This window comes from Candidatus Baltobacteraceae bacterium (assembly GCA_036489885.1).
In the GTDB taxonomy this organism is placed as follows: Bacteria; Vulcanimicrobiota; Vulcanimicrobiia; order Vulcanimicrobiales; family Vulcanimicrobiaceae; genus JAFAMS01.
The window spans coordinates 88,936-106,995 of sequence record DASXEW010000004.1 but is presented as its reverse complement, the minus strand read 5'-3'; the positions used below and the strand labels follow the sequence as shown (position 1 = coordinate 106,995).

The 18,060-nt window shown below is 60.2% G+C and carries 17 protein-coding genes; 9 read left to right on the top strand and 8 right to left on the bottom strand.

The window, feature by feature from the left end; all coding sequences use genetic code 11:
- The first annotated feature begins 164 nt into the window (after positions 1-164).
- The 5 genes from VGG22_17050 to VGG22_17030 are packed head-to-tail and all read left to right on the top strand — an operon-like array spanning position 165 to position 3,586.
- Complete coding sequence (locus VGG22_17050) at positions 165-929, top strand: methyltransferase domain-containing protein (GenBank protein ID HEY1730080.1); 765 nt, start codon at positions 165-167, stop codon at positions 927-929.
- Between the two features lie 11 nt (positions 930-940).
- Positions 941-1,738, top strand: a complete 798-nt coding sequence (locus VGG22_17045; protein ID HEY1730079.1) for an SGNH/GDSL hydrolase family protein — start codon at positions 941-943, stop codon at positions 1,736-1,738.
- A complete protein-coding gene (locus VGG22_17040) occupies positions 1,738-2,700 on the top strand; it encodes a glycosyltransferase family 2 protein (protein ID HEY1730078.1) in 963 nt (320 codons plus the stop codon). The genes VGG22_17045 and VGG22_17040 overlap by 1 nt, the downstream gene beginning before the upstream one ends.
- Positions 2,694-3,287 (top strand): hypothetical protein, encoded by a 594-nt coding sequence (locus tag VGG22_17035; GenBank protein ID HEY1730077.1) that lies wholly within the window; start codon positions 2,694-2,696, stop codon positions 3,285-3,287. Before VGG22_17040 ends, VGG22_17035 begins: the two co-directional genes overlap by 7 nt.
- Positions 3,284-3,586, top strand: a complete 303-nt coding sequence (locus VGG22_17030) for a lipoyl domain-containing protein (protein ID HEY1730076.1) — start codon at positions 3,284-3,286, stop codon at positions 3,584-3,586. The genes VGG22_17035 and VGG22_17030 overlap by 4 nt, the downstream gene beginning before the upstream one ends.
- Here VGG22_17030 and VGG22_17025 read toward each other — a convergent pair.
- Positions 3,583-4,902 carry a hypothetical protein gene (locus VGG22_17025; GenBank protein HEY1730075.1) on the bottom strand — a complete coding sequence of 440 codons (1,320 nt, stop codon included), beginning with the start codon at positions 4,900-4,902 and terminating at the stop codon, positions 3,583-3,585. The genes VGG22_17030 and VGG22_17025 overlap by 4 nt on opposite strands.
- Positions 4,899-5,201: a hypothetical protein gene (locus VGG22_17020; GenBank protein HEY1730074.1), complete on the bottom strand. Its 303-nt coding sequence runs from the start codon at positions 5,199-5,201 to the stop codon at positions 4,899-4,901. Before VGG22_17020 ends, VGG22_17025 begins: the two co-directional genes overlap by 4 nt.
- A gap of 89 nt (positions 5,202-5,290) precedes the next feature.
- On the opposite strand from VGG22_17020, the gene VGG22_17015 reads away from it, so the two are divergent.
- Entirely contained in the window at positions 5,291-6,577 is a 1,287-nt protein-coding gene (locus VGG22_17015; GenBank protein HEY1730073.1) for a transglutaminase-like domain-containing protein, read from the top strand.
- On the opposite strand, the gene VGG22_17010 is transcribed toward VGG22_17015, so the two are convergent.
- The 4 genes from VGG22_17010 to VGG22_16995 all read right to left on the bottom strand — a co-directional run bounded on the left by VGG22_17010 (position 6,541) and on the right by VGG22_16995 (position 12,628).
- Positions 6,541-7,335, bottom strand: coding sequence for a glycosyltransferase family 2 protein (locus VGG22_17010; protein ID HEY1730072.1), 795 nt, complete (start codon positions 7,333-7,335; stop codon positions 6,541-6,543). The two genes, VGG22_17015 and VGG22_17010, sit on opposite strands and share 37 nt — an antisense overlap.
- A gap of 39 nt (positions 7,336-7,374) precedes the next feature.
- Positions 7,375-8,361: a hypothetical protein gene (locus VGG22_17005; protein HEY1730071.1), complete on the bottom strand. Its 987-nt coding sequence runs from the start codon at positions 8,359-8,361 to the stop codon at positions 7,375-7,377.
- Between the two features lie 115 nt (positions 8,362-8,476).
- Positions 8,477-9,859 carry a hypothetical protein gene (locus VGG22_17000; GenBank protein HEY1730070.1) on the bottom strand — a complete coding sequence of 461 codons (1,383 nt, stop codon included), beginning with the start codon at positions 9,857-9,859 and terminating at the stop codon, positions 8,477-8,479.
- Positions 9,860-12,628, bottom strand: coding sequence for a TonB-dependent receptor (locus tag VGG22_16995; GenBank protein ID HEY1730069.1), 2,769 nt, complete (start codon positions 12,626-12,628; stop codon positions 9,860-9,862).
- Positions 12,629-12,878: 250 nt separating this feature from the next.
- Between VGG22_16995 and VGG22_16990 the strand changes: the two genes are divergently transcribed.
- Entirely contained in the window at positions 12,879-13,793 is a 915-nt protein-coding gene (locus tag VGG22_16990) for a proline dehydrogenase family protein (protein ID HEY1730068.1), read from the top strand.
- Here the strand turns inward: VGG22_16990 and cysC are convergent.
- Together cysC and cysD are read right to left on the bottom strand one after the other, a co-directional pair.
- Positions 13,770-15,599: an adenylyl-sulfate kinase gene (cysC, locus tag VGG22_16985; protein ID HEY1730067.1), complete on the bottom strand. Its 1,830-nt coding sequence runs from the start codon at positions 15,597-15,599 to the stop codon at positions 13,770-13,772. The genes VGG22_16990 and cysC overlap by 24 nt on opposite strands.
- Positions 15,599-16,423: a sulfate adenylyltransferase subunit CysD gene (gene cysD, locus VGG22_16980; protein ID HEY1730066.1), complete on the bottom strand. Its 825-nt coding sequence runs from the start codon at positions 16,421-16,423 to the stop codon at positions 15,599-15,601. Before cysD ends, cysC begins: the two co-directional genes overlap by 1 nt.
- A gap of 31 nt (positions 16,424-16,454) precedes the next feature.
- Here cysD and VGG22_16975 point away from each other — a divergent pair, with 31 nt between their 5' ends.
- Entirely contained in the window at positions 16,455-16,922 is a 468-nt protein-coding gene (locus VGG22_16975) for a helix-turn-helix domain-containing protein (protein ID HEY1730065.1), read from the top strand.
- An 11-nt stretch (positions 16,923-16,933) separates the two neighbouring features.
- Positions 16,934-17,980 (top strand): MFS transporter, encoded by a 1,047-nt coding sequence (locus tag VGG22_16970; protein ID HEY1730064.1) that lies wholly within the window; start codon positions 16,934-16,936, stop codon positions 17,978-17,980.
- The last annotated feature ends 80 nt before the right edge of the window (positions 17,981-18,060 follow it).

Below are 18,060 nucleotides of genomic sequence, written 5' to 3'. Positions count from 1 at the left end.
TCGCTTGCGCTCCTTTAGTTGTCCGAACCTTCATGCGCCCTTAAGGTGAATTGGGTAAGCTCGCAGCGGCGGGAGCAGTCCGCGTGGGGGACCTGCTTCCGGGAAACCGCCTTGCGCAACCCCTCGTGCAAGGCGGTTTCGCTTTTTGTCGCAAAGACGCTGGCATGTCGCCGCGGTCGGAACAGCACAAGCTCGTTCAAGAAAAGTTCTCGCAGCAAGCCGAGCACTGGCGCGCCTTGAGCATCCCCCATGATTTGCAGGCAATTTTACAGCGCGTCGAGCTGTCGCCGCATGCGCGCGTGCTCGACGTCGCGGCGGGAAGCGGATTGCTGAGCCGCGCCCTCGCTCGCCGCGCCAAAGAAGTCGTGGCTGTCGACATCACTCTGGAGATGCTCGCCGGCGGCCGCGAAGCTGCTGCGCGCGAAGGCATAACCAACGTCACGTTTATGCAGGCCGAGGCCGAATCGCTGCCGTTCGAAGACGGTTCGTTCGATCTCGTCGTAACGCGCTTCTCGTTGCATCACATTGCTGAGCCGCAGCGCGTCGTCAACGAGATGGTGCGTGTCGCGCGCGGACGTGGTCGCGTGCTGTTGATCGATATGGTCGTCACCGACGATCCCGATCTTGCGCAGCGCGCGAACGCGATCGAACGCCGCCGAGACCCGTCGCACGCTTGGACGCCGACATGGTCGCAGCTACAAGCGTTCCCGGCCACGGCAGGGGCCGCAGTCGTTGAAGCCTACACGCAAGACCGCACGCGCGACCTCGACGATTGGATCAAAATGTCCGGAAGCGAGATCCGGGACGAGCTGATTGCGGCCTTCGAAGCCGATCTTGCGGGCGGCGAACCGACGGGGCTGGAGCCCTATCGCCAAGGCGATGCGATTCGTTTCCGTCATCCGCTAGGAATCGTGCTCGCTCGAGCCTAGAGGCCTCACGTGTGAATCGCGGTCTGACGGTTTTTGCAAAAGGGAATCTCGACGTACGCGATTCCCTCCATTCGCTTCGTCTTGACGGGGTTGTCGCCTGGAATGGCGTCAACGAAATCGTCCGCGCGCGCTTCCCGGCAGCCACGATCCGCATCAAGCACGAGCTGTACACGCGCTCTGACGCGCTCCTAGCCGCGACCGGTACGGCGCCTGCGGCACTGGACGAGCGGCGTTCGCTCCTCGAGCCGTACACGCCGGAAACGCAATTCAGTCGCGCGCTCTTCGAGACCAAAGCCGATGCGTACGTTCTCTCGATTCAGCCGGACATCATGACCGCACTCTATCGGCACCGCAGCAACGGCTATCTGCTCAGCGCAATCGCCGAAGATACTTGGCCGGCCGCGGACCGCGACTGGCTTGCGGAAAACTTTGCGTTCAACGGCGTACTCGACGTCGACGCGTCGATGCGCAACCTCGAGCGCATCATCGCGCACATTCGCGCCAATAACGATGCGCCGATTCTCGCCTACAACGTCTCGAGCGTCGTCCCAGGCGAGTCCGTCCGCAATTATGCCGAGTTCCCCGAAAGTCTCTCGACGCGCATCCGGCGATTCAATCTTGGCTTGATCGAAGTTTCGGAACGCAACGGCATCTGGATTATCGACGTCGACACTATCGTAGCGCGCGCGGGCGCCGACCGAACGAAGATCGACACGCTCCACCTGACCGCCGAGGGTTGCCGGCTCGTCGCCGGCGAGGTCGTCGACACGCTCGAGCAGCTCGATCTCTTTTCGGGTGCTGCGGTCTAATGCGCCCGAGCGTCGTCATTCGCACCAAAGACGAGTCGCGACGGTTGCGCTTGACGTTGACGTCGCTCTCGGCGCAGTCCGTTTCCGCGCAAGTTGTGGTCGTGAACGACGGGTCTTCCGACGATACACACGACGTGCTTCGTGAGGCTGCGAATTGGGTCGACCTGCTCACGGTCGAGCACACGACCGCACGCGGGCGATCTGCAGCGTCGAATGCGGGAGCACGCGCCGCTACCGGTGACCTGCTTGTCTTTCTCGACGGCGACACGCTCGCCGGCCCGCATCTGGTCGAACGGCACGTAGCCGCGCACGCGACGCCCGGCGTCGTCGGACGGGGCGAGACATTTCACATTCGCTCCACCCGATTGCTGCGCGATCCTGAAACGCTCGATCCTTGGCCGGCTGACGAGCACACCCTTTTCGAACGTCCGCGCGCCGAAGTGGAACGCATGCGTATCACGCGCGACGAGATCTTGCATGATTTTGCATCGGTCGAACGGCGTGCCTCACCCGGCGTCTACCCCGGATCAGGCGCGCGGCGCGTCTACGAGCTCGAAATGGATGCGCTGCATAACCACCCGGATTCGCCCGTGCTCTGGGCCGCAGCTTGCGGCAGCAATCTCTCCGTCGAGCGCACGCCTTTTCTCCAAGCGGGCGGATTTCTCGAAGCGCTCGATCTCAACGAACATCGCGAGCTTGCGCTACGGCTCTACGCGCAAGGTGTGCGCCTCGTTCCGGTCCCCGGCGCCCGAACGTATCATTTGATTCATGGCGTGACGCGCAATCCGCTCGAAGAGCGCGCGTGGGAAGACGTCTTCTATCGCGCGCATCCCACTGCGGTCGTGAAACTTTTGCCGGTACTGTGGGCGTCACTGGCGCCCGACTCGACGATACCGCCTGCCGAGCGCATTCTCTCGCTTCCCGAATTGGAAGCCGCTGCAGCGCGAGCGCGGCGATGCTGATCGCCGGGGCCGTCACTGAGAACGAAGGGCATGCATTGATGCTCGCGGCCGAGCAAGCGCGACAGCTCCTCGTGCGTGCGGGTGCGCGTGAATGGAAGATCGATTGCGAGCTGACGGGCAGCCTGCATTTCGAAGCCGATCGTCAACCGGCAATCTGCATCGTCTCACTCCTGCGTGAGGTCGATTCCGATCCGCTCGATCAGGTTCGAATCCGGCTTATGGACCAGCTGGGCAAACTCGACGCTCGGCAAACGGCCGTCTATCTTTGCACCGTTTTTCGCGCCTGCGAAAACGATGCGCCGCTGCTCGAGCGGATCCGCCGTCTCAATTTGCTGGCTGCGGATCTTTCCCACCACTTGGATATCGGAGTCATCGACTTCGACCGGCAGTTTGCCGACTTCGGCGCGCGGCCGCTGCAAACGAGTTACCGTCTGGAAGGTGGCACGACCCGTGAAATTGCTGCGTACACGATTCTCAAGACGCTGCTCGCGTCGGGAGCCTTCGACAACCACGTCGACGACGAGACGATTGAAAAGGCACGCGCGATGTACGACCGTGCCCACAAAGCGAACGTGGTGACCTCGTGACGTACGCGCTCGTCGTCGGCGGCACGAAGGAAGCCGTCGACGTTCGTCTCCTGGAGTGGCACGTGCAACCCGGCGCAACTGTGGCGCCGGGCGACTTGATCGTCGAGCTCGAGACATATAAAGTCATCGTTGAGGTTCGCGCGCAGCAAGGCGGCGTTTTGCGGCGTATCGGGTGCAAGGCGGGCGAATGGCGCAAGCTCGGAGACGTTCTGGGAATTTTCAGCGACGACGCCGGCGGCGCACTCCCTGAATCTTCGGAAGGTCTGCCGATTTGGGAGGCGCGGTTCGAGATCGCCTAGCCGACGACGCGTGCGATCTGCTCGCGCAGCTGGGATTGCAAGAATCCGCCTTGATGGACACCATCGGGTAGGTGGTGCTGCGCTCCGAGCATTGCGACCAGCTCGTCCGCATCGACGATCGTGACGTCGCGGTCCCGCGCGAGATCGTACAGCATGAGGTTCAGCTCCTTTGAGCGCAGCGTCGCCACGATGTCGCTCATCGGCAGATCGAACGCCGCGTAGTTGAAGATTGCATCGCCGATCGAGCTCGAAAACGAATTGAGTACGACAAACCGCGCCGGATGCCGCTCGCGCACGGCGTCGATGAGTGCATAGTAGTCCCTGGTCACGTCCGCAACCGAACGTGTCACGACATCGAAATCCGATTTGATCCAGGCTTCGATGGCCGGCGACAGCTCGGCCATGCGAAAGGCGTGCATGGTGAGCGTGTAGCCGAGACGCCGGTGCCGAAATGCGAGTGAAAGTTCCGAGTTCAACGAAAGAACGATGACGTCGGGGGGACCCGTGGGGACGACTCCGGAGCGCGTGAGCAAGCTGTAGGATTCCTCGAGCGGAGAACGCACGAGCGCAGCCAGCGCGCCACCTGCCACGATCCAGTCATCCCCCGTCGGCGACGGCGATGCTGCGGCCAGCGATGCGGCAGCGTCGGCTTCGATCTCGCGCTGTTGTTCGGAAGTGCGTTCGAGTTGTTCGAGAAGCACGCGGACTGATGGAACGAGTGAATCATCCGACGTCCACACGACATGCGTTGACGGGGAGATAAGTAAGGCAAGCTCCAAAAATGCATCGCGCTCTCCGCGGAAGATCCCCGTCTGCTCGCAGATACCAAGGCTCAGTACCGTAGTAAACGGTCCGGTGTGATCGCCGCGCCACATTCGCGCGCGATCGTACCAACCGGAAAGCAAGCCGGCAGACGTATCCGCAAGCTGCGTGACGCGCCGGCCGGCAAGGAACAGCAGCCGCATAAATTCGCTCGTCGCCTCGATCGGCTTTTCCCCGGGCCGCAGCTCGAGGTCTCCAATCGAAAAATCGGCCTGCCAACGATTGTGATGCGGATGTCGATCCAGAAACCCGCCATGCGAGACGTCGGCTTTGCGAAGCCGGCCACTTGCGGACGCGAGAAACGCAACTTGAAGATCACGCCATTCATCGCGAAACGGCATGACGTCTTGTGCTGAAGGCGGCGCTACGGCAACGTTGCAGTAGGCGAGCAGGTCACCCGGTTTGCAATTGCGCCCTTCTTCCGCAAGCCATCGGACCCCGGAACGAAGAACGACGACATCCTCGCCGAGCGGCCCGGCGCGAAGTGTCGTCACCACCACTCCGGCTGAAAGAGAATCCCGGCGACGCTGAATCGCGCGGCACGAACCGGCGAGCCATCCAAAACTTCGGCCGGTTCGGTGCTCAAATGCGCAATCGGCGTTCCGGGAGCGACCTCATCGCCGGCCGCGATCGACAGCCGCCGCACCCACGCACGTTCTCGAACGACGATTCGAAAGTATGAAATCGCGGGACAATCGTGCTCCGCGTAACTGGTCAAGTCGACGCTCACGTCGAGAAATTTTCCACCGGACGGAAGCGGCTCGCCTTCCTTTGCGTGGACAGCCTTAATCACCGCACTTGTCATGAGCGGGTTGAGCGTAGGGAGCGTCAAGATGAAAACCAAAGCGTTGTCACCCCGAGCGACGTCGAGGGGCAGCGACCATGGCCTCTGAATCCGGCTCGTTGCACGTGAATCCTTTGGCGTCGCCATCAAGCGACTTTTACCGAAGCGCCGACGAAAGCTCTATCCACGATTTCTTATGCATCGCGGGTTGGGCGGAGCAATATCGCCGCGAGCCGCAGGCCGCGCGCGCCGCCGCAGCCGGTGCGCTCGAGCGCTGGATTTCAGCTGGCTTGCCGTTTCGTAAGCATCACTCGGTACGCACCTTCGATCCGGCCGAAGTCGTCAATTTCGCGAAAGCACTCGGCATGCGCGGGGACGATGACTTTTGGGAGCAGCATTATGTTGCAACTGGACGCTGGTTGGTCGGCGAGCTCGCTGCACCACGAACCGTCGCTCCGGATGAATCCCGGTGCTTTTCGTTACGTCTCGAGCGAACCGTTAACCTCGGCCACTACGCCGCCGGCGACCGCGTGCGGTTGCATCTTCCGCTTCCAATCGAAGACGAATCGATGCATGACGTACACGTTGTACCCGACGTCGATGGAGCGACGCGCATAGAATCCGCACGCATCGAGTCGGGACGCCTGGTCGCAACGGTAATCGTGCCGCAAGAGAAAATCGCCTCCATCGCCGCTGAGATCGCCTTTTGTCATCCTGAGCGTAGTGAGCGAAGCGAACGTAGTCGAAGGACCGCCACAATCTCCGACCTCGAGCTCTACCTTCGCCCGCAGGAACAGCTCATTAAGATTACACCACGGATGCTCGAGCTCGCGAAGCGGCTTGGTGTGAATAAAAACGATTCGCTCGCGACGATGCGAAGCATCTGGGACTTCTTCTTCGAGCATCTGGCGCTCGGCGTCGTGCACTATGATGCGCTCGGCGAAAATCCACTCGATTTCGCAATCGAGTCGGGCTTATTCGATTGCCGTCTCGGCTCCGCGCTGATCGTCGCACTTTGTCGCGCTGGCGGAATACCGGCGCGAATCTGCAGCGGGTACGCGCTCTACGCCGTGCCGTACTACCATCACTGGGCCGAGGTCTGGACCGACGATCGTGGCTGGCTGCCGTTCGATCTTATTTGTTGGGATCTCTCGCTACGCGGAGAAGATGCTACCTGGACCGGCAGATTCTTCGCACGCATTGACGCGCGCATGACGACCGAGAGATTGCCGCGCACGTTCACAGGATTTCCATCGGTGCAGTTTCCGGATGCCTGGCACGTGCTGTCGAGACCGATCCAAAATGGCGCCGCCTTCGGACTCTTTTCCGTCGAGACCGGCGCCCTCGTCTACGAAGACCGCTTAGCGCTCAAAACAAACGCTTGACCATTGCTTCCTTGAACGGTAACGTCACCCGCGCCGAAGTCGATCGGTGCCAACCCTTCGCGAAGCTCGCGCTCACGCCGCTGTAGTAGCCCTTTCGAGATTGCGAGTTGCTCTGCGAGCATCTCGTGGTGCTCGCGCGGATACTTGTTGAGATCGTGCGTAACGTATACGTAGAGAAACGGTTGCGCTGCGAGCGTTGCGAATCCCAGCCGTTTCTGCAGCTCGAGACATACAACCGAATCGTGCGTATACTCCGCTGCTTCGCCTTCTTCCGGATAGGCGATCATGGCCGATCGCGAGCACAACAATGTTCCTGGATGCGCCCGCTGCTGCGTCGCATGCCAATTGAGCCAGTACAGCCGGCGCGACTCCACCATGAACTGCATCGTCTCTTCCAAGTAGAGACAGGCGGCGTCTTGCTGCTTTAACGCGCGGTATTGTTCTTCAAGCCGTCGCGGGTGGTAGATGTCGTCGTCGTCCCACTGGCAGAAATACGCTCCGGAAGCGGCTTCGCAGCTCAGGTTTCGCAGTGCGCCGAGTGAACGGCTCCGTTCCTCGTGGACGACGCGGACATCGCCGCGGCCGAGTGACTCGACGTGCGCAGCGAGCGGACGCATTCTATCGCGGGGCCCGTCTGTAACGACGACGAGCTCCTTGTTTTCGTACGTTTGTTCACAATACGCGGCAACGCTCTGCCGAAACAGTTCGAGCCGTTTCGGCATCGTCACCATCAGGCAACTGATTTTCTCTTCTGTCATCCAGAGCGTAGCGCCGAAGCCGCGTAGTCGAGCGACCGCTTATATCTTCGCGTTCGCCACGCAGCCTGTGCGCGGGCGCTGAAATATAACGGCGACGCCGCACGACGATGTGAACATGCCGTGCGCATCGTGATCGACGTTGGGGACTTCAGCGACGTCTTGATTCGTCCCCGACGGGTGCCGCGTGCGAAGGTATTGCGTATACGATAGCCCGCGCGCGAGACGATAGGGTCCCTCGGCTTCGCCTTTGCAGCTCTTATCGAGGACAGGATGATTCGGATCCGTATCGAGCATTCCGAGCATATAGGTGACGCGGCGCTTAACGTAACGTGCTTCGAGCGCGGCAGCGTCGAGCGTAATGTACGGTGGGAGATTGTCCATCCCGTACTTCCAGTTGTTGAAACCCGAACAAGTCGCGGCAATGCTCGGGACCGGCCGATACGAATCAAAATACAGATACGACGACGGATTAGCGACGACGAATCGAATCGCGACGCCGGACGCTGCGAGATCGTCCGGAGCTTTTCCGACGACGGCATAGCGCTGAATGAGCTGGCCACCCGCCGAGTGACCGATGAACACGATCTCACGCAACGCGGGAAAGCGCGACCGATCTGCGAGCCGCTTCGCGATCGCATCGAGAACCGAGAACGCGCTGATCGGCGCGGGTCCGATTGCCGGAAGACCGTCGAGCCAGGTTTGCACTTCCCAGCGAATCGTGCTGGCAGGCAGCGAATGTCCGGCGACGTCGATCTGCGCCAAAAACTGTGGTGTGATCAAGATCGTGTTCGCGCCTGCGCCGGCTGCGGCGACCGCTTCTTCGCCTGTCTTCTCGTACTCGTCGCTGTTGCGGAGCAAGCCCGAGATGTTGATCAATGCGCGTACGGCCGATGGCGATCCGTCAAGCGACCCCGTCGCAAAGTAATGCACGATCCCCGAACCTTCAGGCGCCTGCACGAGAAACTCGCGGTCGCCGACGTGCTTCACAGGCTTGTAGTGCGGATCGTCTTCCTTTTGCGCACTCACCGGACACGTGGCAACGCCCGCGATGAAAAGCGCCGCGATAAAAGTGGAGAGTCCCCGTAATATCATTCGTATCACGGGGACTCTCCTCAGTGGTTTGGGATTGCGGCTCCTGCCGCTACGGCAGATTCACCAGCACGACGTTGTCAACATACATGAAGACACCGTATGAGCTTCCTGAATCACCGGACTTACCCCACGTCCCTATAAAGAGCGTGACACTCTGGTTGGCCAGTGACTGGATCGTTGAAGTGTATGGGCCTTTGACCACCCATGTGGGCGTTGTCGGTGAGCCCGTACAGTTCTGATACATCTGACCAACTGCTTGGCCCGTACAGATAGACTCGCTGAAGAGCTGGACCTGGGACGTCGCGCCGCTTATGACGTAGTACGGATTCGTCGGCGTCGAGTCCGTCGCCAGTGTCAGCGTTCCGCCGACCACGAGAGATGCTTTCTGACCGATGTAGGCGCTGCCGTCGTTTCCGCCTTCGAGGACTGCCAATGACATGTACGGATTCGACGGAATTGTCACTTGCTGGCAGATTCCGTAGGCGCCGCGAGGTTCATCGGGACCCGTCGTCCCCAGAACTCGGCCGATTAGGGCTGCATACTGGACGCCTCCGTACGGCGTCGGCTCAGGGTTCACGGCAGCGTCGTCAAAGCTCACATTAATACTGCTCTGGAAGCTCGGCGCTACTGCCTGCGTTGCTGTCGGACGAGGAGTCGGCGTTTCTTCCGGATCGGAACACGGGGTCCAACCAGTGGTGCTATTGAGCGTCCACTGCCCAGCAGTGCCTTCGGCCGTGAAGTTGTTGTCCGCAACCAAATCCGGATAGCTCGGAATCGGTGTCGGCGTCGGAACCGGCGTCGGCGTTGTGCCGGTGATTGCGACGAGTGCAAAATTCGCACCCGGAGACCCCGTCGGAATCACGATCGGGCTTGCAACCGCTGCCGGCGTGAAGAGATACGTGACGTTCGTCGCTGTCGGTCCCGGCGAACCTTGCGGCGTTCCGCCCCCGTAGATGTTCCAGCCGGGAATCGTCGGATCGTAATAGGCGATGAAATAGCTCGCACCCGCTATTGGGCTCGCGACGGTCACCGACCACGCTGGCGGACCTGGGAACGTGAGACTCGCGCTTGCGATGACGTCATAGAACCATTGCGCCGTGTACGTGAAGTCCTTGATGTTGCGCAGCGAAGCCGGCAATCGCGCCTTCGAGAGCGCTGGAAGGCTGCTCGTCGCTGACGTCGTTAACGTCATCGACGCGCTCGACGGGCCGCCGCTAGCCGCGAGGAACTGTAGGTTGGCTTGATTGCCGCCAATCGACGGTGCCGCAAGCGTAAACTGACCGGTTGTCGTGACCGAGTACGTCTGCGACGATTGAGACTGCACGGGCGCACCGGTGGTACTACCCACTGGCGGCGGCCCGGTGCTGGCACCACATGCCGCTATGAGAATCGAAAGACCGACGGCACCTAGGACTGCAAAGAGATATCTCATCTATTTGGCTCCGAAGTCATGCGAGATTTGGAACCGGAACGTCGTGGGCATTAGCGACTTCGCGTTGGTCAACGCAAAGTTTCCGTTGGCCAGGACGACCTCCGGCGTTCCTACGAACGCGGTTCCGTAACCGGCACCCCACGTATTGAAGAGATTGTAGACCGAGACTTGCGCGAATGTGTGTGCATCATAGATCGGTGCGCGCAAGGTTGCGTTGAACGTGTAGAAAGAGGACCGTTGGAAGGTATTGTTGTTGCCGTAGAACGTTGTGCCCAGCAGCACTAGTCCGCCGCGCGGGAAGCGGTAATGGATCTCTCCGTAACCTTGCGCGTACGGTACCGCGTCGCCGAGCGTATTATATTTGCCGTCCGCGCTGACGCTGTTGCTGGATCCGAAATTCGCGTAGGGAACGATTCCGAGGTTCTGCGAGGCTGTTGAACACGAAATCGTCGGGTCAGATGAGTAGAAGCAGGGATTGATGTCGTACGCGTACGCGCGAATCAACGAAAGATTCACGATACCACCTAGACCGACTGGCGGATCATTCTTGAACGAACCTTCGAGACCGGCGTAGCGCGAATTCGAAAGATTCTCAACCGTTTGTCCGTAGAGTGGAACGGCTCCGGCGGTCGACGCCGGGACCGTGGTCGTGCAAGGCGCGAGGCAATACCCTTGCAAGTAGTACGGCTTGACGAATTGATTTCGAAGGTTGTTCCAATAGCCGTCGACCGAAAGTGTCTTGTATCCGCCTAAGCGCATATCGCCGCCGAGATCGTACCCGAAAGCCGTTTCCGGAAAGACGCTCCCGGTCGGCGGAGCCACCGTGTGTTGGTAGTAGGTGCCCCCGGCTTCCGACGTTGGAGCAGTGTTTTGCGTTGAAAGCAGATAGAGATATGCTGGAGCAATTGCACTCCCGGCGGCAGCGCGAATTGCGGTATTGGAATTCGGCTGCCATACGAGACTGCCGCGTGGCACGTCGTACCAACTGTGCGGGTTTTGCCACGTAACACCGTTGTCGCTCGAATAATGATAGGAGTATTCGTTAAAGTAATTGGCGAGCGTGAGCTGCAGATGCGGACTTAGGTTGAAGATGCCACGCAACATCTCCGTCGTTTCGGCAACCTGCGATCCAGGCGGAATGCCGTATGCTGCAAGCGCCGGCTCATATTCATACGACTCGCTGGTCGTTGCCGTACTGTCAACCGCGACCGACAGCAGACCGGCCCCGCCGCCAAGTGCATGATCGTACTCGAACGACCCGCCGTGCAATTGATCGAATTCGACCTCCTGGAAATATTGGTCGATGAACGACACGCTCGCAAGCTGATTGTTGAAGATGATCGGCGCCGAGTTGGGAGCGGCGGGAGTGAAGGACCCATTCAACGTCATGTTCGTCGTGTACGTACCGGTCGGTCCGGCGATTCCATTAGATAGCTCGCGGTAAAGTTCGGCCGTGTAATAGCGCGCCAAGATGACGTCGTTTGGCGTCGGTGCCGTTCGAAATTCCACCTGAAATAACGGTGCGTTATTCGATTCGGGCTGATTTGGTGGCTGGTACACGCCCGTGATCGTGTTGATCGTCTGGCCAGGAACGGCGCCGTTTCCGGTCGCTGTATATCCGGCAGCCGGCTCAAAAACCATCGGAAGATTATAGGTTCCCGTCGAGATTTCTTGAGCCGCTACCTGGCTGCCGATGTAGCTAGCCGTCAAGGTCGTGGAACCAGAAAAATTCCACCGCAGCTTAACGAGCTCGCCCCTATTAAGATATTGCGTGTTCAGCGGATAACAACATCCGTACAAGCTATCGACGTTATAGGGAGGATTCTGAATCTTCGCCGGAAGTGTCGCCGGCGCGGTTGCGGCATAGCCGCCGTTCGGAATGCCGTTGATGATTGTGTCGGGAGTGAACCCGGTGTAAACGCTCTGCGCATTCTGCAGCGGCCCCGGCGTACCGGTTATCGCATAGTCGAGCGCGTAACCGAGTTTCCCGTTCAGGACCGTGCCGGTCGCGCGAAAGTTCGAGTAGTTGCCGCCAAAGGAGTCGACGCCGAACACGACTGATTCACGTCGTTCTGTCGTCGGTTCGAGCGTACGGAAATTTACGGTGCCGTTGATCGCATTGTTGTCCTGGGTCGCGGACGCGCCCGGACCTTTGACGACTTCGATGCTCTGCAGTAAATACGGATTCAGATACGTGATGACAAAGTCGCCGTAACTCTGGTTGGCAAGCGGATGTCCGTCAATGAGACTTTCAGTCTCATACGGAAGCGCGCCACGAATAACGGGATACGAAACGGATGCCGGTGCAGACGGGTTCGCCGTTCCTCCCGGATATTGCGCGATGATGCCCGGCGTCTCATCGAGGATCTGCATAACCTGCTGAATGCCCTGATCCTGCATCGTCTGCTGTGAGATGACCGCGGTTGATGCGGGGCTCGTATTGATCGAACCTCGTGCGCCGGCGGATGTCGAAACGTGCCCAATGACTTGCAATGACGTCATGGTCTGCGCTGCGAGCGAAACGTTCACGGAATTCGTCTGCCCGGAGACGACTACGACGTTGCCCTGCGTTTGTCTCTCGAAGCCCGACTTCGTCACAGATATCGTATAAGTGCCGGCTGCAACATTCACTGAAAATGTTCCGTCGCTGCCGCTCGTCGTGGACGTCACTTGCGGGCCGCTCAGCGAGATCAATGCACCCGCTATAGGGCCTGCATTGGTATCGGTGACGACGCCGCTAACGGTGCCTTGTGATGCGGATTGCGCCATCACGTCTGTCGGTATGAGCGCTAAGGCTACGATCGCGAGGGCAAAAATAAGACTAGCGGCACGCCGCAAAGCGGGCCTTGCTGAGTGCTTCAAATCCGAGCTTCCCTCCTGACTAGGACAACCTAATTCAGAAACGGTAACGTGTACTTAAGAACACGTATGAACGCGTTAAATCAGACAATCACTATCTTGCCTCCTTGTGGATTACTAGCGCGAACAAGCGAGTAAGCGTGCCGGAATTGAACGCGGCATGATCGCGCGGGCCGCCCTTCTGGCTGCATCTCGCAGCCAATTTCTGAGAACGTTCATGGCTGCAAAGGGCTTGCAGCTCGGCGCGCGTCGATTCGTTGCCGGTGAGACGCTCGACGACTTCGTCGAGATCGTCCGCGAGCTCAACCGCGGGGGATTTCTCGTCGCATCCGCGATCTTGGGTGAACAGGTCGCAAGCGAGGGCGAGACGCACCGCACCACTGCGGAGTACAAGCAGCTGCTCTCGCGCATCGCGTCGGAAGGCCTCAAAGCCAACGTCGCGCTGAAGCTAACGCATCTCGGCCTGGGCATCAGCGAATCGCTTGCCTCCGAGAATCTCGCGGAGATCGTTGCGCACGCCGCTCGTCTGACGACTTCGATCCGCGTCGACATGGAAGACTCGGCGCGCGTCGATGCGACGCTGCGAATCTATCGCGCAATGCGTAAGGCCAGGCATGACAACGTCGGTGCGGTTCTGCAAGCGTATCTCTACCGCACGCCGGCCGACCTCGAAGCACTCGGGGACTGCAAGCCCAATCTCCGGCTCGTCAAGGGCGCGTATCTGGAACCGCCATCCGTCGCGTATGCGAAGAAACCGGACGTTGATGCCGCGTTCAAACGGCTCATCGAGCACGCGCTGCTCGCCGGCGGCTATACGGCAATCGCAACGCACGACGAGGATGCAATCCGGCATGCGTCTTCCTTTATAAGGGCAAAGGTGATTCCGAACGATCGCTTCGAGTTCCAGATGCTGTACGGCGTGCGGCCGGCGCTCCAGAAGCACGTCCGCGACCAGGGCTACACGGTGCGCATCGCCGCGCCGTTCGGACGCGAATGGTATCCGTACTTCATGCGGCGTTTAGCGGAACGACCCGCCAACGTCGCGTTTGTGCTACGAAGTTTTCTGAAGGGATAGGCGCGTTGCCGTATACGCGTACGCGTAGAGCTGCTCGACGCAGTCGTCGATCGAATGTTTCGACGTGTCGATGACGAGTTCGGCTGACTCCGGCGGCTCATACGGCGCCGTAACACCGGTGAATTCTTTGACTTCACCGGAACGCGCTCGGCGATAGAGTCCTTTGGGGTCGCGTGCTTCGCACGTCGCGAGGTCGGCGCTGACATAGATTTCGTGAAATGCGGAACCGGCCGACGCGCGCGCTGCGTCACGATCCTTACGGAACGGCGAAATGAACGCCGTCACGACGATTGCACCGGCGTCGGCAAAAAGCGCCGCCACCTCGCCGACACGCCGGATGTTTTCTGCACGATCTTCCGCAGAGAATCCGAGATCTCTGTTGATCCCGGCGCGTACGTTGTCACCGTCGAGGACGTAGACGAAGCATCCACGCGCAAATAGGCGCCGCTCAACCGCCATCGCGAGCGTCGATTTCCCCGACGCCGATAACCCCGTCAGCCAGATCACGGCGCCGGTGTGGCCGTTGCGAACGGCACGTTCGTGACGCGAGACCAGATGCTGTTGTGGATAGAGGTTCGTCGCCCGGGTCGCGCTCGCGACGCGCGAGACCAGACCGCCCGCCACGACATGCGAGCCGCGCAAGAGCACGACGCGGCCGCCGATATCCAGTGGGACGGGCGCGTTGGTGCGCAAACGCGCATCGAGGACCGAGTATTGCGAAACCGTGCCGGTCGTCGACTGCGCAAGGTTCTCCGTGTCGACGACACGTTCGATCGCCTCGACCCAAACGCGACTTTCGGTCGGCCCAAGCTGGATTCGAAAACTTTCATCGGAGTCCGGACCGCTCTCGTCAAGCCAAAACAACGTTGCGTCGAATGCGCCGGCCCGATGCGGACTATCGCTTTCATGGCTGATGACGTCGCCGCGCTCGATGTAGAGCGGCCGGTCGACGCAAAATCCCACCGATTCGCCGGCGCGCGCGCTCGACTTCGATTCCGAGGGCCAAGTCTCAAAGCTCTCGACCGTTGCCGTGATTCCGGCCGGCGAGACGAGGACCGTATCGCCGACTGCAAATGAACCGGAATCAATGCGTCCAACGACGATACGACGCGTTCCGCGGCGATAGACGTCTTGAACAAGCAGGCGCAGCGGACCGTCATGTGCCGGCGAGCGCGCAACGAACCGTCCAAACGCTTCGAGCAGCGTCGGCCCGGTGTACCAGCTGAGGTGGGCAGAGCGCGCAACGAGATTCACGCCTTGATACGCGGAAATTGGAATGATCGCTGATGCGGTGATCTGCAGCTCGGCAAGGTATGCGCCGCATTCCCGGGCCACTGCTTGGAAGCGCTCCTCCGACCAATCGACCGCATCCATCTTGTTGACCGCCACGACGACCTGCTCGATGCCGAGCAGCCGCAACAGGTATGCGTGCCGGCGCGTTTGTTCGCTGACGCCTTCGATCGCATCGATCATCAGTATCGCAGCGTCGGCTTCCGCAGCGCCGCTGAGCATGTTCGATATGAACTGACGGTGTCCGGGAGCGTCGATGATGGCGTAGCGCCGATCGCCCGCGCGCATCCAAACGCGGGTCGTGTCGACGGTGACGGCTTGATCGCGTTCCATTTGCAACGCGTCGAGCACGAACGACCATTCCATCGGAACGCCACGCCGTTTGCTCGAGGCTTCCAGCTCGGCCAGCTTTCCTTCAGGAAGACTCCCGGTCTCGTGCAGCATGCGCCCGATCAACGTCGATTTCCCATGATCGACATGACCGACGACGACGATCGCCGGCGAGCGTTCGCTCATCACATGTAACCCGACGACCGCAGCCGCTCGAATGAATCCTCGCTATCGTGATCCATCGTGCGGCCCGCGCGCTCGGGAGTTTTCGTCGTCTCTAGCTCAGCGATGATATCGTCGATGCTGGAAGCGTCGCTGCGAATCGGACGCGTGATGTTCTTCTCACCCAGCGAACGGTAACGCTCACCGTTCCGGGCTAAGTAAAGATCGACAAACGGAATGCCTTCGCGTTGCGTATAGCGCCAGACGTCGACTTCCGTCCAGGCTAAGAGCGGATGAATCCGAACGTGCATGCCGCGCGGAACGTCGGTCGCGTAGCGTCCCCAAAATTCCGCGGGTTGTCCGCGCACATCCCAATCGCCGCTCAACGAGCGCGGACTAAACACGCGCTCTTTGGCTCGAGTCGCTTGTTCGTCGCGCCGAATCCCAACAATGACACCGGCGTATTGATCGCGCTGCAAGAGACGTTTGAGTCCTTCAGTCTTGCGCGCAGCCGCGCGCGAAGCGGGCGCGAGGTCCGGATCCGTCTCGGATTCCGGAGGACACGGCTCGTTGCGCACGTCCAGGTTCCACTCGCGCGCAATGCGATCGCGAAAAGCGTAGACCTCGGGCAGTTCCATCTCCGTGTCCAGCAAAACAACCGGAAAGGGGACCGTACCGAAAAACGCTTTCCGCGCTAGCCACAGGAGCGCGGTGCTGTCCTTCCCCATCGACCACAGCATGCACAACGGTGCGACGCAGCGATAAGCCTCGCGTAATATGTAGATGGACGCCGATTCGAGCTCGTCGAGATGATTGGCGTCGCGCTGCAGATGCATCACGTGTCGCACTTACCGGACTTTTGAGTCGTCCTCCTTCGCTTTGGGAAAGACGCGGCGGTCTCGTGTCGCCGGCGAAGCCGGTGTCACGAAGCGGACGCTCTACCATCACTTCACCTCGAAAGAGAAGCTCATCGAGGAGGCGCTGCGCAGCGCGCCGATCGTGTTGTTTCCCGAAGAGGGCGATCCGCTGAAGAGAATCTCCGGCGCATTCGACACGCTGACGGCTTACCTCAAAGATTCGGAGTATCGCGGCTGTCCATATATTATCTACAACGCCGATCTGACGGATCGCCGGCATCCCGCACGGCACTTGATCGAGCGCCGGATCTTCAAGCGCCGCAAATGGTTTGAGGCCCGCTTACGCGAGGCCGGCGTCCGGCATCCCGAATCAGTTGCCGAGGAAATTGACGTTGTCTTTGACGGCGCGCTCGCGTCCGCGACGAAACGCTGTTCTCTCGAACCGGTCCGCGCCGCAAAACGCGTCATCGTACGGATGCTAGAGGGATGAAGAGCGAAGGCGTGAGTCTCGCTATCGCGGTCGGTGCCGGCATTCTGATCATTTCGACCGCGATGGGCATACGGCAAACCTTCGGTTTGTTCGTCCATCCTGTGGAAGCACATCAGATCGCAACCATCGGTGAGATTTCGTTCGCGCTCGCAATTCAGAATCTGACGTGGGGAATTGCTCAGCCTCTCGCCGGCGGCCTCAGCGATCGTTACGGTCCGGGGGTCGTTCTCGGCGTCGCCGGAACCGCGCTCTATCCCAACGGCGTGATGTTGATCGGCGGATTTGGCATCTTGGTTGGCCTCGGTCAAGCGGGGATGACGTTTGCGGTCGTGATTTCCGCAGTAAGTAAGGCGGCAACGCCGGCTCGCCGCGCAATGGCAGTCGCGATCGCCGCCGCTCCGTTCGGATTCATCATTTCACGCAGGCGGACCGCATCTCAATCACTGCAAACCGTTCCCGCGGCACCATCCTGGCGCGCAATCGTCGACGCGAGCCGCGAACCCGGCTACTTGTTCTTGACTACCGGCTTCTTCGCGTGCGGATTCAACCTCGCGTTTATCGGCGTGCATCTTCCGACGTATTTGAGCATCTGTCACATCGGCATGAACGTAAGCGCTATGGCGCTCGCCACGATCGGTTTGTGCAACGTGGCCGGAAGCTATGTCTTCGGAAGCCTCGTCGATCGCTATCCGCCACAGTATCTACTCGTAACGTTGTACGCGACGCGAGCGATGGCGATTCTCGCCTTTGCGATCTTTCCGCCAACGATTTTGGCGACAATGACCTTCGCAGTACTCATGGGACTGACGTGGCTCGGGACGGTACCGTTGACGAACGCCGTCATCATGCGGTTCTTCGGGACCGGGAACTTAGGCGTGCTCTTTGGCGTCTGTTTTCTCAGCCATCAAGTCGGAGCGTTTCTCGGCGCATGGGGCGGCGGTCTCTCGTACGAGTTTACAGGATCGTACGCGCCGATGTGGGCGCTCGAGATCATGGTGAGCTTCGGCGCCGCGTTACTGAATCTCCCGATACGTCTGCCGGCTCAGGCTCGCGCGTAAAGCGCGCTACAGATGCCAGCGGATGCCAACTGAGGGTCCGGTCCCGAGATTCTGATCGGTATCAAGGTGCGTCGGATAGT

Excerpts from the sequence above, each read along its gene's own strand:
- VGG22_17050 (HEY1730080.1), top strand. The coding sequence starts at position 165 with ATGTCGCCGCGGTCGGAACAGCACAAGCTCGTTCAAGAAAAGTTCTCG.
- VGG22_17040 (HEY1730078.1), top strand. The coding sequence starts at position 1,738 with ATGCGCCCGAGCGTCGTCATTCGCACCAAAGACGAGTCGCGACGGTTG.
- VGG22_17035 (HEY1730077.1), top strand. The coding sequence starts at position 2,694 with ATGCTGATCGCCGGGGCCGTCACTGAGAACGAAGGGCATGCATTGATG.
- VGG22_17015 (HEY1730073.1), top strand. The coding sequence starts at position 5,291 with ATGGCCTCTGAATCCGGCTCGTTGCACGTGAATCCTTTGGCGTCGCCA.
- VGG22_17010 (HEY1730072.1), bottom strand. The coding sequence starts at position 7,335 with ATGACAGAAGAGAAAATCAGTTGCCTGATGGTGACGATGCCGAAACGG.
- VGG22_17000 (HEY1730070.1), bottom strand. The coding sequence starts at position 9,859 with ATGAGATATCTCTTTGCAGTCCTAGGTGCCGTCGGTCTTTCGATTCTC.
- VGG22_16995 (HEY1730069.1), bottom strand. The coding sequence starts at position 12,628 with ATGGCGCAATCCGCATCACAAGGCACCGTTAGCGGCGTCGTCACCGAT.
- VGG22_16990 (HEY1730068.1), top strand. The coding sequence starts at position 12,879 with ATGATCGCGCGGGCCGCCCTTCTGGCTGCATCTCGCAGCCAATTTCTG.
- cysC (HEY1730067.1), bottom strand. The coding sequence starts at position 15,599 with ATGAGCGAACGCTCGCCGGCGATCGTCGTCGTCGGTCATGTCGATCAT.